General features: G+C 74.9%; 12 protein-coding genes. 6 read left to right on the top strand and 6 right to left on the bottom strand.

Annotated features, from left to right (window positions below):
* Position 1: 1 nt before the first annotated feature.
* On the top strand, positions 2-628 hold the full coding sequence (locus tag CLV34_RS15655; RefSeq protein WP_281255211.1) for a Hint domain-containing protein: 627 nt from the start codon (positions 2-4) through the stop codon (positions 626-628).
* A 128-nt stretch (positions 629-756) separates the two neighbouring features.
* Positions 757-1,416, top strand: coding sequence for a barstar family protein (locus CLV34_RS15650; protein ID WP_157803885.1), 660 nt, complete (start codon positions 757-759; stop codon positions 1,414-1,416).
* 7 nt (positions 1,417-1,423) lie between these two features.
* Here CLV34_RS15650 and CLV34_RS15645 read toward each other — a convergent pair whose 3' ends face one another.
* Positions 1,424-2,413 (bottom strand): LysR family transcriptional regulator, encoded by a 990-nt coding sequence (locus tag CLV34_RS15645; RefSeq protein WP_100351241.1) that lies wholly within the window; start codon positions 2,411-2,413, stop codon positions 1,424-1,426.
* A gap of 76 nt (positions 2,414-2,489) precedes the next feature.
* On the opposite strand from CLV34_RS15645, the gene CLV34_RS15640 reads away from it, so the two are divergent.
* Positions 2,490-3,260, top strand: coding sequence for an aspartate/glutamate racemase family protein (locus CLV34_RS15640; RefSeq protein WP_100351240.1), 771 nt, complete (start codon positions 2,490-2,492; stop codon positions 3,258-3,260).
* Between the two features lie 195 nt (positions 3,261-3,455).
* A complete protein-coding gene (locus CLV34_RS15635) occupies positions 3,456-3,824 on the top strand; it encodes a hypothetical protein (RefSeq protein ID WP_100351239.1) in 369 nt (122 codons plus the stop codon).
* Positions 3,825-3,919: 95 nt separating this feature from the next.
* Here the strand turns inward: CLV34_RS15635 and CLV34_RS15630 are convergent, their stop codons facing one another.
* The 4 genes from CLV34_RS15630 to CLV34_RS15615 form a co-directional block, all read right to left on the bottom strand.
* The gene (locus tag CLV34_RS15630; RefSeq protein WP_100351238.1) at positions 3,920-5,359 is read right to left on the bottom strand and encodes an FAD-binding oxidoreductase; all 1,440 of its coding nucleotides are present in this window, start codon (positions 5,357-5,359) and stop codon (positions 3,920-3,922) included.
* Between the two features lie 164 nt (positions 5,360-5,523).
* Positions 5,524-7,242 carry an FAD-dependent oxidoreductase gene (locus CLV34_RS15625; RefSeq protein WP_100351255.1) on the bottom strand — a complete coding sequence of 573 codons (1,719 nt, stop codon included), beginning with the start codon at positions 7,240-7,242 and terminating at the stop codon, positions 5,524-5,526.
* Positions 7,239-9,443 (bottom strand): molybdopterin oxidoreductase family protein, encoded by a 2,205-nt coding sequence (locus tag CLV34_RS15620; protein ID WP_100351254.1) that lies wholly within the window; start codon positions 9,441-9,443, stop codon positions 7,239-7,241. Before CLV34_RS15620 ends, CLV34_RS15625 begins: the two co-directional genes overlap by 4 nt.
* Positions 9,444-9,567: 124 nt before the next feature.
* Positions 9,568-11,040, bottom strand: a complete 1,473-nt coding sequence (locus tag CLV34_RS15615) for an MFS transporter (RefSeq protein ID WP_100351237.1) — start codon at positions 11,038-11,040, stop codon at positions 9,568-9,570.
* A gap of 216 nt (positions 11,041-11,256) precedes the next feature.
* Between CLV34_RS15615 and CLV34_RS17135 the strand changes: the two genes are divergently transcribed.
* Together CLV34_RS17135 and CLV34_RS15605 are read left to right on the top strand one after the other, a co-directional pair.
* Entirely contained in the window at positions 11,257-13,500 is a 2,244-nt protein-coding gene (locus CLV34_RS17135; RefSeq protein ID WP_100351236.1) for a molybdopterin-binding protein, read from the top strand.
* Complete coding sequence (locus CLV34_RS15605; protein ID WP_100351235.1) at positions 13,497-13,751, top strand: DUF6457 domain-containing protein; 255 nt, start codon at positions 13,497-13,499, stop codon at positions 13,749-13,751. Before CLV34_RS17135 ends, CLV34_RS15605 begins: the two co-directional genes overlap by 4 nt.
* Here CLV34_RS15605 and CLV34_RS15600 read toward each other — a convergent pair.
* Positions 13,748-15,202 carry a hypothetical protein gene (locus tag CLV34_RS15600; protein WP_100351234.1) on the bottom strand — a complete coding sequence of 485 codons (1,455 nt, stop codon included), beginning with the start codon at positions 15,200-15,202 and terminating at the stop codon, positions 13,748-13,750. The genes CLV34_RS15605 and CLV34_RS15600 overlap by 4 nt on opposite strands.
* Positions 15,203-15,222: the final 20 nt, after the last annotated feature.

Here is a 15,222-nt window from a genome sequence, read left to right as displayed (position 1 = left end):
CATCAACGGTCAACGGGTCACGACCACCGACGAGCACCCCTTCATGGTCGCCGGCCTCGGCTGGATCGCGGCACGCGACCTCCGCGCGGGCGACCTGCTCGTCACCGCCGCGGACCCCACGACGCCCACGGCGACCGTTCGTCTCGATGCCATCGACATCGAACGAGCCGACCGCGCCAGTGCAGGAGAGACCGACCCTGACGGCGGCGTGCCCGTCTACAACATCCACGTACACACGCACCACACCTACTACGTCCTCGCCGGCACCACGGCAGTCCTCGTCCACAACATGGGCACCCACGTCGGACGACTCTCCGACGACCTTCCACGGGGGATGTCGCACAAGATCGCCAGCGCCTACGACGACATCCGAGCTGGCAACGGCGTCCCGAGAATCGATCCGGCGACCGGCAAGCCGAAAGTCTTTCAGGGCAGACGCCCGCACGAGCGCTTCTGGGCCGGCGCCGTTGAGTACGACGTCGCTGGAGCGAAGGGAACTACGACGCGGATTCTCGCGAAGGACCTCGGTGGGGGTCGTACAGTGACGGGCTGGACGATCGATCACTACGACACGATCAGAAAGTTTTCTGCCCCGCACTTCCCGGATTCGGGATGGGCGACCGCTTGAACGCCACGTTCACCCACGACTGGAGTTGGGCAATGTCACCTGATCCCGAGCCTCGACCCCTGTACCGACTCGTCGCAGATGGCGTTGACAGGGCCTGCCTCACAGCGCGCACGATGTCAGGATTCTTTGTGTGGCCAGGGCAGACATCCACGGCACATGTCGTCTTCGACGGTCTCGTCGACGCGAATCCCGACGTCAGTCACTCTCTGCGCGACGCCGAGCTTCACGTGCTCGACCAGCACGGCCGGGTCATCGGGTCGTACGGCATCGGGAGCGTGCGGGTTGTTCGACCGCCTGCCCCAGCATCGTCGGAGGGCCCCGCTCAGTGCACGCTGGACTTTCGCGGATACAGTCTCCCTTTTCCGTACGCGGACGCCGTCTGGCGGCAATGGGCCGGGGAGCGCCCGCGCCGCCGCGGCGAATGGCTGGGATATCCGGTCGAGGCGCACTCGAGCTGGCTTCACGTGGTCCAGAGCGCATGGGCCGAAGAAGAGGATCCTCGCGCAGCTCAGGATGAGCCGGTCGGCGGCGTTCTCGACGGTCGACGCGTCGTCGGCGAGGACAGCTTCTTCTGCGAGATCGGGGAGGCCGTGAACGGTCCCGGCGGATACTTCGGGTCGAACCTCGACGCACTCGAGGACTGCCTTGTGGCCCCCGCCGGAGGATCCACGCCGCGGTCGCTGCTGTGGGAGCATTCCGACGCCTCGCGCGACCATCTGAGCGCCGACTTCGTGGCGACCGTGGCCGAGATCCTTCGCGACCGCCGGGTCCCTTTCATCATGGCCTGACGCCGGCTCAGCCGTCGCTCGCCGTGCCAGGCGGCAGCGCAGCCAGCAGCGCGGCGACCGCGGGCACACGCTCCGCGCCCGGACGGTGCAGGGCGTGCAGGCTGCGCCCGTCGAGCCCGGGGACCGCGCGCGTCACGACGCCCGGATGCCGGTACGCACCGAGCGCGGTGCGCGGCAGCACGGAGACCGCGAGACCCTGCGCGACGATGGCCTGCACGACGACGTAGTCGTCCGTCTCGTGCCGGATCCGCGGTGCGAACCCGGCCGCCGCCGCGCTCGCGACGAGGTGCTCGCGGCACCTGACGCACCCGGCGACCCAGTCGTCCTCGGCGAGGTCGGCGAGCGTCAGGGCGGGGGCGTCGGCGGCGGGGTGGCCCGCCGGTAGGACGACGTCGACGGGATCGAGCCCCAGGGCGACCTCGCGCAGGTCGGGCGGGAGGTCCGCGGACGGTGTGGCGGGCCGCCCGGAGGCCCGGTCGGTCTCGTCCGGGTCCGCGTAGCCGAAGGTGAGGGCGACATCGACGTCCCCGGACCGGACAAGCTCGACCGCCTCGGGCGGCTCGGCCTCGACGAGGCGGACGTCGACACCGGTCCGTGCGGCCAGCCGGGCGAGCACCGACGGGACGAGGGCCGCGAGCGCCGACGGGAACGCGGCGAGCCGCACGGTCCCGCCCGCGAGCGCCGCGAGCTCGGAGATCTCGCGCGCGGCGGCGTCGAGGTGGGCGGCGACGGCGTCGGCGTGCGCGACGGCGGCCCGGCCGGCCTCGGTGAGCGTCACACCCCCCGCGTGCCGCAGCACGAGCGGGGTGCGGGCGCTGCGCTCGAGCGCCTGGAGGTGCTGACTCACGGCGGGTTGCGTCCAGCCGAGGGCCCGGGCGCCCGCGGAGATCGACCCCTCCTGCGCGACGGTCCGCAGGATGAGCAGGCGGCGCGGGTCGAGCGTCGGCGCGGCGGGGGCCTGATTGGCGGTCGGGTTCGGTGCCGGTGACGTCTCCATACCCCAAGCATGACTTATGGCTCCGATGAGTAACACGGGGATTCCGTGATGGGTCGGTGCGCGCGACGCTGGAGAGATGACCGCGACGACTCTGCCAACCCTGCCGACCCAGGCGGCCCCTCGCACCCCGCTCACCCTCGGCATCCTCGGCGGCATGAGCTGGCACTCGACGGCCGAGTACTACCGCCTGCTCAACACGGCCGTCGCCGAGCGTCTCGGCGGGCACCACTCCGCACGGATCTTGCTCGCGTCGGTCGACTTCGACGACATCCGGGCGCAGCAGGTCGACGGCGACTGGGCCGGGGCGGGCGCGCTGCTCGCCGGGCACGCGCGCAGCCTCCAGGACGGGGGCGCTGACGTCGTCATGATCGCGACCAACCTCATGCACAAGGTCGCGCCCGCGGTCGAGGCGGCGCTCGACGTCCCTCTCCTGCACATCGCCGACGCGGTCGCGGCCGCTGCCGGCGCGCGCGGGATCCAGAAGCTCGGGATCCTCGGCAGCCGCTGGGTCATGACCGAGGACTTCTACGCGGACCGCCTCGCCCGGCACGGCATCGAGGTCGTGCGCCCGGCGACGGGCTGGGCCGACGACGCCGCGGACGTCGACCGCATCGTGTTCGACGAGCTGACGCAGGGAATCGTGCGGGACGAGTCCCGCGACGCGCTCGTCGCAGTGGTGCGCCGGCTCGCCGACGCGGGCGCCGAGGGCGTCGTGCTCGGCTGCACCGAGCTCGACCTCCTCCTCGACGAGGACGCGTCCCCCCTGCCGCTCGTCGACTCCACGACGTCCCACGTCGCCGCGGCCGTCGCGTTCGCCCTGGGCGACGGCGACGCACGTCGACGGTGACGCCCCGCCCGCCGAGGGCGACGAACTCCACCGAGCACGACCCTTCTCGGGTCGATTTCGTCGCCCTCGGCGGGAAGGTCGGTCGCCCTCAGCGGACAGTTCGGTCGCCCTGGGCGGACGGGGCGGTCGCCCTCGGCGGAGGCACTGGTAGCCTCACCGCGCTCCAGCACCCTGCTCACCGACGAGAGGACACCGATGAGCGTCACCACCCTCACCCTGCACGAGGACGACCTCCGCACCACCGCGCCCGCCGCCGAGGCCCGCGAGATCGCCTACGGCACGCTCGCGTCGGCGGGGTTCACCATCACCCCCGAGTCGGAGTTCACCGCGACGTGTGAGCGCGGCTCCGCCGCGATGACGCTGCTGTTCGGCGCCATGGCCGGCAAGAGCCGCCAGCACCTCCGGCTCCGCGTGACCGTGTTCGCCGCCCCGGACGGGCCCGGCTCGGTCGTCCGCGTCGAGCGCGTGTCGAGCGGCACGGGCGCCGGGATCGTCGGCATGGCCCGCGTCCGCAGCCTGCACCGGGAGCACCGCGACCAGGTCGCCGCCGCCCTCCCCCGCTGACGCTCCGCCCAGCCACGTCCACCGAGGGTCACCAGAGCCTCCGCCGAGGCGGGCGTCACCCTCGGCGAGGCGGGGCGAGAGTCAGTCCGTGAGACTCAGTCCGTGACGCGGCCGTCCTCGAACAGCCGCGGGACGCGGTGGTTCGCGACGAGCACGTCGTCCGGGTCGAACGCGGAGCGCAGCCCCTTGAGCTGCTCCCACGCCTCGGCACGGTGGCCGGTCCGGGTCTCGACGACCTGCTCGGCGAAGTTGAGGTAGTGCCCGCCCGTCGTCCACGGCTCCATGGCACGGACGAGACCGACCGCGCTCGCCTCGACCGCCGCAGCGATCTCGGGCGATGCCGGGATCCCCACGCCGAACAGCAGGAACGCGCCCTCGACGGACGACACCGCGCCGCCCGCCGGGTGCGGCCGGGACAGGGCGCCGCCGAGCTGGCGCAGCTCGGCGGCGAGCAACGCCGAGCCGGGCCCGACGGACGCGAGGAACGCGTCGATTGCGTCGTCCGGCAGCTCCCCGAGCACGGCAGACCGCCCGAGCCCGGGCGTCGGGCCCTCGGGGTCCATGTGCAGGCGGACGACCGATGCCGCCGGCACCCGCGCGAACGTGTCCATCTCGGCGCCGAGCGCCCGGAGGGGCGCAAGGATCCGCTCCGCGTCCTCGTCCGTCCCGGGGCCGCCGTCGGTGCCCAGCACCGCACCGTCGATCGCGACGAGGCTGCGCCCGCGCAGGAACGGCGGCAGTTCGGGCAGCGGCGGGAGGTTCAGCAGCCGCAGCGACGTGGTGACCTCGTCGGGCGCGTCCGCGGCCCACGCCGCCCAGGTCCGGACCACGCGGTCCGCCAGCCCGGGGACCGTCGCGTCGAACAGCAGCATCCCCGCGTACACGTCGGGCAGGTCGAGGAGACCGATCTCGAGCTCGGTCACGACGCCGAAGTTGCCGCCGCCGCCGCGCAGCGCCCAGAACAGCTCGGGGTGCTCGTCCGCGGACGCCCGCACGACCGACCCGTCCGCGAGGACGACCTCGGCCGACACCAGGTGGCTCGCCGCGAGCCCGTGCTTGCGCGCGTACAGGAACATGCCGCCGCCGAGCGTGTACCCGGCGACCGCGACGTCCGGCGACGAGCCGTGCAGCACCGCGAGACCGTGTGCCGCCGCGGCCTCCACGACCGGAGCCCACAGCGCTCCGCCGCCGACCCGCGCCACCCGGCGCTCGGGGTCGATCTCGACGTGGTCCAGGTGCCCGGTGCGCAGCAGCACGACGTCGTCGAGCCCCTGCCTCGCGAGCGGACCGGCGTTGTGGCCGGTGCTCTGCGGGGCGACGCGCAGCCCGGCACGGCGGGCCGCGACGACCGTCTCGGCGACGTCCGCGGTCGTGCGCGGCTCGACGACCGCGGCCGGCCGCTGCGTCACCGCGACGTTCCAGGGCATCGCCGCGACGGCGTACCCGGGCTCGCCGGGCAGGTGGACGTCGGCGGTGGTCCCGGCGAGCAGGGAGCGCAGCAGCGCCGCGGACGGGTGGGTGGTGGCGACCGACATGGCCGTGGTTCCTCTCGATCGGGGAGGCCGGGCGTCCGGCCGTGCGCGGGACGTCCCAGGACCGGGACGCGCGTACTGGATCGGGAGGGGCGCGACGGCGCCTCGGATACACCGCGGCGCAAAGACGTCGCCGACCTGCGGAGACGTCGCGGCCGACGCCGGGCTCAGACCGTGGGGACGGGCGACGCGGCGGTGGGTGCCTGGTCCGGCTCGGCGGGACGGGCGTCGTCCGCACGCAGCCAGTCGACGAGCCCGCACACGACGTCCTTGCACCCGCCGCAACCGGTCGTGGCACGGGTCGCCCGGGCGACGTCCTCGACCGTGCGCGCGCCGTCCTTCCAGCAGGCCACGACGTCGCCCTTGGTGACGCCGTTGCAGTGGCACACGGTCGCCCGCGACGGCATGTGCGTCGGGCTCGTGACCGCGACCGCGGCGGGCGCGACCGGCCGCAGCAGGAGCTGGGCGGGGTCGGCCGGCAGCGGGGTGCGGCGCGTGTAGAGCGTCGCGAGGTCCGCGCCCACGTCGGGCGACCCGACGCACGTCGCGCCGACGAGCGCGCCGTCCTCGACGACCACCTCGACGTACCGGCCGCCGTCCGGGTCGCTGAGCGACACGACGCGCTGCGCCGGGTCGGGGGCGCGCCGCGCCCCGCACACCCCCATCGCGACGACCTGCAGGCCCGTCGCCTTGACGCGGACGACGTCCGTCCCGAGCACGGGCCGCTGACCCTCTCCCACCGAGGTCGCCCCCGAGGTCGCCCCAGAGGTCGCCCCCGCGGAGCCCGTCAGGGAGCCCGCCGCCGCGTCGGCGCCCCTCGACGGCCCGCCTCCCGACGACCCGGCGCCCGACGACCCCGCGAACCGTGCGGCCAGGGTGGCGGCGAGCCGGCGCGACTGGTCCCAGCCCTGCGCGATCAGCCCCGACCCGCCCTCGGGCGGCTGCGCGCAGTCGCCGATCGCGTACACGTCCGGGTCGTCGGGCGAGGCGAGGTCGTCCCCGACCACGACGCCGCGGTCCACCGTGAGCCCCGCGGCGCACGCGATCTCCGTGCGCGCGACCGTGCCGGCGGTGAGGACCAGCAGGTCGGCTGCGACGGGCTCGAGCTCGTCCTCGCCGGCCACCTCCACCTCGACCCCCCGCACGCGCCCGTCGACGACGACGACTCGCCGCGTCCTGGCGCCCGTGCGGACGTCGACACCCTGCGCGGCGAGCGTGCGCGCGACGGCGTGGCCGGCGTCCGCGGCGAGCTGACGGTCCATGAGGGTGCGGCCGCCGTGCAGGACCGTCACCCCGACGCCCCGACGCGCCAGCCCGGTCGCGACCTCGAGCCCGAGCACCCCCGCCCCGACGACGACCGCGTGGCGCGCGTTGGCCGTGGCCGCGACGATCTCGCGCGCGTCGTCCAGCGTCCGCAGGCCGTGGACCCCCGCCGGGAGCACGGGGCCCTCCGCGGCGTGCCGGGTCGCGCCCGGGCGCCGCACGGGCGGCTCGAGGCCCGGCAGGTCGGGCACCCGCGCGGCGGCGCCGGTCGCGAGGACCAGGACGTCGTAGGCGACGGCCCCCGGGCGCGTCCCGCCCGTCAGGACGCAGCGCGCCGCCCGGTCGATCGCGACGACGGGCGCGCCGCGGTGCGTCCGCACCCGGGGGTCGTCGGGCTCGGGCAGGTCGAGCCCGGTCACGTCGACCTTCCCGGCGACGACCTCGCTGAGCAGCACCCGGTTGTAGGGGGCGTACTCCTCGTCGCCCAGCACGACGACCTCGACGGGCACCTGGCCAGCGTGCGCGAGCAGGTCCGCGGCGAACCGTGAGCCGACCATGCCGTTCCCGACGACGACGACCCGGCGTCCGCCGCGCCGCTCCTGACCGCGCTGCCCGTGCGTCATCGGGACCCCTCCGCGGCGGCGGGCACCGCGCGGACGGCGACGGCGCACACCTTGAACTCAGGCATCTTCGAGACAGGGTCGGTCGCGTCCGTCGTGAGCCGGTTCACCGAGCCCTCCCCCGCCCAGTGGAACGGGACGAACACCGTGTCCGGGCGGATCCGGTCGGTCCACCGGGCGCGGGCACGCAGGGTGCCGCGCGCCGACTCGAGCTCGACCGTCTCGCCGTCCGCGACGCCCACCCGGTCGCCCAGCACGGGGTGCAGCTCGACGAACGGCTCCGGGACGATGCGCTCCAGCTCGGGGACGCGGTGGGTCTGCGCGCCCGACTGGTAGTGCTGCAGCACGCGTCCCGTCACCAGGTAGACCGGCGCGTCGGGGCGCAGGTCGTCGGACGGTCCGACGTGGTCCACGGCGATGAGGCGTGCCCGACCGTCGGGGGTGGGGAACGTGTCGAGGAACGCTCGCGGGGTCCCGGTGACGGGTCCGTGGGCATCGGGCACGGGCCAGTGCAGCCCTGCCGCTCCGTGCCCGGCCGGGTCGGACGCGTCGACCGGGTCGGCCTGCTCCGCCGGGTCGGCGGCGTCGAGCAGGGCGTGCGACAGCCCGGAGTAGTCGGCGACGCCGCCCGCGGACGCCCGCGCGAGCTCGTCGAAGACGACCGCGGGGTCGGTCGGGAAGGCGACGTCGGACCCGAGCCGCCGCGCGAGCTCCGCGAGGAGCCACAGCTCGGACCGCGCCTCGCCGGGCGCGTCGACGGCTCGGCGCCTCCGCAGCACGCGCCCCTCGAGGGACGTCGTCGTACCCTCCTCCTCCGCCCACTGGGTGACGGGCAGCACGACGTCCGCGAGCAGCGCCGTCTCCGAGGGCACGAGGTCGCACACCACCAGCAGGTCGAGCGACCGGAGCCGCTCGACCACACGGTCGGCATCCGGGGCGGAGACGACGAGGTTCGACCCGTGCACGAGCAGCGCACGCGGGCCGTCGGGCGTGCCGAGCGACCGGAGCAGCTCGACGGCCGGCCTCCCCGGGCCGGGGATGCTGTCGGGGTCGACGCCCCACACCGCGGCGACGTGCGCCCGCGCGGCCGGGTCGTCGATCTTCCGGTACCCGGGGAGCTGGTCGGCCTTCTGCCCGTGCTCGCGCCCGCCCTGCCCGTTGCCCTGCCCGGTCACGGCGCCGTACCCGGAGCCGACGCGTCCGACCAGGCCGAGGCACAGCGCGAGGTCGATCGCCGCCGTCACGGTCGCGGTGCCCTGCGTCGACTGCTCGACGCCGCGGCCCGTCAGCACGTACGCGCCGCGGCCGCCGCGCGCCGGGGACGCGTCCGCGAGCAGGCGGGCGACCCGGCGCAGCTCGTCGGCCGGGACCCCGCAGACCGTCTCCGCGCGCTCGGGCCACCAGGCCGCGACGGACCGCCGCACGTCGTCGAACCCCGTCGTCCGGGCGGCGACGTACTCGGCGTCGACCAGACCCTCCGTGATCACGACGTGCAGCAGCGCCAGGAGCACCACCAGGTCCGTCCCCGGCACCGGCTGCAGGTGGACACCCTTCCCGTCGTCGGTGAGGCGCGCGGTCGCGCTGCGGCGCGGGTCGACGACGACGAGCCCGCCGGCCGCACGCGCCGGCTCGAGGTGCTGCACCGACGGCGGCATCGTCTCCGCGAGGTTCGACCCGAGCAGCAGGACGGCCTGCGCGCCGGGGGCGAGGCCGTCGTGCGTGGTGCCCGACAGGTCCGCGAGCGGGAACGGCAGCCCCCGGTCCAGGCCGAGCGACCGGTTCGACGCGGCCGCCGCCGACGCCATGCAGAACCGTCCGTTGTAGTCGATGTCCGGCGTGCGCAGGACGGTCCGGGCGAACTTGCCGAGCGCGTACGCCTTCTCGTTGGTGAGGCCGCCGCCGCCGAACACCGCGACCGCCCCGCGGCCGTGCTCGGCCTGGAGCGTGGTCACGCGCGACGCGATCAGGTCGAGGGCCGCGTCCCAGGTCGCGTCGTGCAGCGCGCCGTCGGCGCCCCGGACCTGCGGGACCAGCAGCCGGTCCGGGACGGACAGCAGCGTCGCGCTCGTCCAGCCCTTCTGGCACAGGCCGCCGCGGTTCGTCGGGAACGCGCGCGGGGCGACGGTCACCGGCGGCGCGCCGGACCCGGCCGGGCTGCGCCCGGGGCCGCCGGCGACCGGGGGCACGACGGGCGTCAGCGTCATCGCGCACTGCAGCGCGCAGTACGGGCAGTGCGTGCGCACCGCCGACGCGGCCTCCGGGGTGGGTGCCGCGCCGAGGGCCTCAGAAAACCTCGGCGCGGCAGTCGTGGGAGCGGTCACGAGCCGCTCAGATCGTGTCGCCGGTGCGGCGGGAACCCCGCGCGTACACGGCCCAGGTGACGACGCTCATCACGACGTAGACCGCGATGAACACCCACAGGGCCGGGACGAGGCTGCCGGCGTGGTTCTTCGACGCCGCGAAGCCGCGCGGGATGAGGAAGCCGCCGAACGCACCGACCGCACCGGCGATGCCGATGCACCCGGCGGCGGCCTTCCGGGCCCGGTCGAGGAGGCGCGCCCGGGTGTCCGGCGCGTCGCCGGGCGCGTCGTCCGTGTGGCCGCCCGACGTCGCTGCCGACCGGAAGATCGCGGGGATCATGCGGTAGATCGACCCGTTGCCCACGCCCGACGCGACGAACAGCACCATGAACGACCCGAAGAACAGCCCGAAGCTGTCGCTGCGGAGCGCTGCGATCGCGCCCAGGGCGCCGACCGCCATGACGAGGTACGCCGCGATGGTGACCCGCGTGCCGCCGAGCTTGTCCGCGATCGTGCCGCCGAACGGTCGGGCCACCGATCCGACGAGCGCACCCAGGAACGCGAGCTGGACCGTCACCTCGGGGAACTGCGTCTTGAGCAGCGTGGGGAACGCGCCCGAGTAGCCGATGAACGACCCGAACGTGCCGATGTAGAGGAACGAGACGATCCACGTGTGCTTCGACCGGGCCGCGAGCGCGAAGCCCTTTCCGTCCGCGTGGGCGGTCGCGAGGTTGTCCATGAACCGCCAGGCGAGGAACGCCGCGAGGACCACGAACGGGATCATCATGAGTCCCGCGCGCCCCAGGTGGACGCCCGCGCCCACCGCGATGACGAGCGGTACGGCGAGCTGGACGGCCGCCGTCCCGAGGTTCCCGCCCGCTGCGTTGAGGCCGAGGGCGCGACCCTTCTCCTTCTCCGGGTAGAAGAACGAGATGTTCGCCATGGACGACGCGAAGTTCCCGCCGCCGAAGCCCGCGAGCGCCGCGACGCCCAGCATGACGCCGAACGACGTGCTCGGGTCCTGCACCGCGATCGCGAGCGCCGTCGTCGGGAGGAGGAGCAGGAGGGCGGACACGATCGTCCAGTTGCGGCCACCGAACGCCGTGACCGCGAACGTGTACGGGATGCGGAGCGTCGCGCCGACCAGGCTCGGGATCGACACGAGCCAGAACTGCTGGTCCACCGTGAACGTGAACCCCGCCGCGCCGAGCTGCGGCACGACGATCGACCACAGCGCCCACACGGAGAACCCGAGGAACTCCGCGAACATCGAGACCCACAGGTTGCGGCGCGCGACGCGTCGGCCACCGTCGTGCCAGAACGTCGGGTCCTCGGGGTCCCAGTGCTCGATCCAGCGGCCGCCCAGGCGGCGGCGTCCCGGTGCGGACGCGGGGGCGGCCGCGTCCGGCGTGGCGACCGTTCCGGGTGGTGACGTGGTGCCGGGCGCGGCGGTCGTGCCGGGCGGTGCGGTCTCGGTGAGGCCGTTCGTGGGGAGGGACATGCGCGTGCTCCTCGTGCGGCGGGCGCCGGGACGGCGCGGGACGGCTGGTGAGGCACGACGCTAGGAAGCGCGTGTTTCGCTGCCGCGCGGCCGCAGTTTCCCGTCCGTAAGGGTTTGCGCACAGGTCGCCGGGGGCACGTGTGAGAGTTCCGCCGCGCCGTCGGCTGCGACCGGGCACCGACGGCCGGAGCCGCTCCGCGGTCCTACGGTGAGCACATGACCCGCCCGTCCCGGACCGTCGACGAGCACCTCGTCCGCGCGCTCGCGCTCGTCCGGCCGCTGCCCGTGGACGACGTGCCCCTCGACGAGGCCGTCGGGGCCGTCCTCGCGGCGGACGTCGCCGCGCGGTTCGCCGTACCGCCGTTCGACACCGTCGCGATGGACGGGTACGCCCTCGCCCGCCCCGCAGCCCCCTCCGTCGCCGAGCCCGACGCCCCGCCCCCGCCCCCGCCGAGGCGCACGTTCCGCACCTCGTCTGCGCGCGATGACGTCGACAACGTGCGCCTCGACGGGTGGGTGACGCTGCGGGTCGTCGGAGACGTGCCGGCCGGGTCGTCGTACGGCGGGACGGTCGGGCCGGGCGAGGCGGTCCGCGTCATGACCGGTGCACCGCTGCCCGCGGGCGCCGACGTGGTCGTGCCCGTCGAACGCACGCGCGGGTGGGCGGAACGACCGGCGCAGCCCGGGACGCCGGACGCCGTCGTGGGAGCGGCGTCCGCGGCCGTCGACGTCCCCGCCCCCGGACCCGGCGACCGTCCCCACGTGCGTCGGGCCGGCGAGGACGTCACGGCAGGGACCGTGGTCGCGCACGCCGGTGACGTCGTGACCTCCCGGCTCGCGGCGCTCGCCGCCGCCGTCGGGCACGGGACGCTGCCCGTCCACCGCACCCCCCTGGTCGCGGTGCTGTCGACAGGCGACGAGCTCGTCCCCGCAGGAGAGCCCCTCGCCGCCGGACGGATCCCCGACGCGAACTCCGTCCTGCTCGCGGGAGCGGCCCGGGAGGCGGGCGCCCGGTCATGGCGTCGCGGGGGCGTCGGCGACACCCCGGCGGCGCTCGCGGCGGCGCTCGACGACGCCGTGGCCGCGGGCGCCGACCTCATCGTCACGACGGGCGGGGTGAGCGTCGGGGCGCACGACGTCGTGCGTGACCTGCTCGACGGCTCTGCCGGTTCGCCGCGCGTGACCGACGCGCAGGTCGTGACCGTCGGCATGGCGCCCGGGAAGCCGCAGGGCCTCGCCCGCTGGCGCGGTGTGCCCTGGGTCGCCGCACCGGGCAACCCGACAGGGGCGTCCGCGTCGTTCGAGCTGTTCGCCCGCCCGATGATCGACCGGCTGCGCGGGCTGTCCGTCGTCTCCGCAGAGACCGTCTCCGCCGAGGTGCCCGAGACCGTCCGCGTCACGGACGGCTGGTCGTCGCCGCCCGGACGAGTCCAGGTAGTGCCCGTCCGCGCCCTGCCCGACGGCCGGGCCGCACGAGCCGGCGACGGGCACCAGCTGTCGTCGCTCGCCGCAGCGGACGGGATCGCGCTCGTCGGCCCGGACGTGGACACCGTCGCCCCCGGTGACGCGGTGCCGGTGCGCTGGTTCCCGGGTGCAGGTCGCGTGAGCGCCGCGCCGACCGAGACCGGTGTGACGACGGGTGCGGCGGGCACCCGGACGACGGGCGCCGCTCGGGCCGACCGACCCCTCCCGCCGGACCCGGTCTACGACGCCGTGATCCTCGCCGGGGGCCGCGCCGAGCGGCTCGGGACCTCGAAGCCCGGCGTCGACGTCGCCGGCGGAACCCTGCTCGAGCACGCGCTGCGTGCGGCGTCCGGAGCGGTTCGGGTCGTCGTCGTCGGGCCGGACGACCTGGCGGACGACGTCGGCGACCGCGCCGTCCTGACCCGCGAGGACCCGCCGTTCGGCGGCCCGGCCGCCGGGATCGCCGCGGGCCTGGCAGCGCTGGACGCCGAGCAGACGCGCGCCCGCGGTGACGATCGTCGGGCGTCGGCCGACCGTGTCCTGGTGCTCGCGTGCGACGTCCCGCGGGCTGCGGGTGCCGTGCCGCTGCTACTCGCCGCGGCCGCGCGGACGGACGACGGCGCGTTCCTCGTCCGCGACGGGCGCGCGCAGTGGCTCGTGGGCGTCTACGCGCGTCCGGCGCTCGACGACGCGCTGGCGGCGCTCGCGGCGTCCCGCACCGACGGGCTGCACGGCGCGTCGGTCCGCGCGCTCGTCGCGCCCCTGGCCTGCGCCGAGGTCCCCGACCCGGACGGCCTCAGCGCGGACGTCGACACCTGGGCGGACGTCGCCCGGTTCGCGGCATCGGACGCGGAGGGCGGGGGCGAGGCGGTGTCGCGCGGCCGTGGCCGGGCCTGGCGAGAGGCCCCGAGGGACGAGTGGCCGGATGGTAGGCCGCGCGACGCCGCCTCGCCCCCGCCCCCACACCCATCACAGCAACCGAGGAGAACACCATGAAGGAGCTCGACGACTGGGTCCGCGCGCTCGCGTCGGAGGTCGGCATCGACCCGGAGTCCGTGGACGTCGACGGCGTGCTCGACCTGGCGGGCGACGCGGCGCACAACGTCGTCCGACCTGCGGCGCCGGTGACGACGTTCGTCGCGGGGTACGTGCTGGGTCTGGCTGCGGCGGACGGCGACCCGGACGCACCGACGAGCGACGACGTGCTCGAGCGCATGGGTGCGTTCGCGCGGGCGTGGACGCCCTAGAGGTCCGCGAGCACGTTCTGGCGGAGCCTTGCCAGCTCGCCGTCGTCGATCAGCCCCTCGGCGTGGAGCCTCTGGATCTCGCGGAGTCGGTCGGCGGCGGAGGGTGTCCCTGGGGCTGCCGTCGGTGGCTGCGCGACAGCACCGGTCGGCGGGTTGCGGGGCGGCGTCGTGTTGCGGGGGGGTGCGGGCAGGGGCTGAGGCCGTTCCGGCTGGGCCTCGAGGTCCGCGAGGACCGCGCGGGCGACTGCGGCGAGCGTGTTCGCAGCTCGGATGCTCGAGGGGGTCGGGGAGTCGACGCGGACGGAGTGGGTCTTCGTCCCCGTGACGATCGTGACGTAGAGGTCACCTCGGGTGTTCGAGTACAGCGTGTTGAGGCCGCCCGTCAGCACCGCTCCCGCAGCACGGCCGGCAGCGCTCTTCTTCTGGACGTCTGCCGAAGACTCGATCGACAGCAGCCGCTCGTACGGGCTGGACCCGGTGCCGAACAGCCCTCCGACCTTCACGTAGCCCTTCGCGTAGACCTTCACGGTCTTCGTGCCGACGTTCTGGGTCGTCATCTCACGCCCGTAGGCTGCACGGTCCTTGGCCTCCTTGGCGTCGCGCTCCCTGTCTGCAGCGGCGCGTCGCTGGTCGCGTTCGTAGGAGCGTTGGGCCTTGCTGAGCTTGCGCTCCTCGCGGGCTGCTTCGCGTTCGGCGTCAGCGTGGGCGCGGCGCTCCTCTCTGGTCAGCGGGCCCGAGAGCCGCGCCTGGGCGTTGGTGTCGCTGCGGGCCGTCCGATTCGCGGAGAGCTCTTCGAGTCGTGCCGCGCGGTCAGCTGCCTCCTGCTCACGACGCGCCTCGTACTCCCTCGCGCGGCGCGCGTTCGCTCGCATCTGCTCGACGGCCCGGTCGGCCGCGGAGAGCGCCGGGGCGGCCGCCTCGCCCGCCGCGGCCTGTGCCGCGAGGGCTCGGGCCTTTTCGACGGCGGCCTGCGCGCGGGCTTCGCGCCGTGCCGCGTCGCGAGCTTCTTGTGCGGCGGACCGTTCCTGCTTGCGGTACTCCTTCGACGTCACGACGCCGTGCTCGCGCGCGAACGTCATGGCAGCCACCGCCACCGGCGTATCGACCACGAAGTCGTCCCGAAGCGCTGCGACGAGCCCGCTCAGGGCTGCGAGATCGTCCCGCGACATCACGATGAACCGGGTCGGACCAACCGCCGAGACCTCAACGGTCAGCGTCCTGAGGCGTTCGTCGACGACGATGTGGCCGACGTCGGACCAGGGGGCCCTGAAGACCATCTCCTTGGTCAGACCCGCGACGCTCAGGAGCCGAGCGTTCGTCAGGACGACCCGGTCGCCGCCTCGCGCGGATCCCTTCGCGAAGAACACCACTTCCTCGCCCTCGAGCAGGCCGGGAGTCTCCGCCAGCACCGCCTGAGCCTTCTCCGGTTTGATCCCCGCTCCGCACTTCATGCCATCGCTCCCGCCGTCAT

The sequence above is a fragment of the Luteimicrobium subarcticum genome, from assembly GCF_002798015.1.
GTDB classification, from domain to species: Bacteria; Actinomycetota; Actinomycetes; order Actinomycetales; family Cellulomonadaceae; genus Luteimicrobium; species Luteimicrobium subarcticum.
The sequence above is the reverse complement of the archived record's forward strand: the minus strand, read 5'-3'. Positions and strand labels throughout refer to the sequence as shown.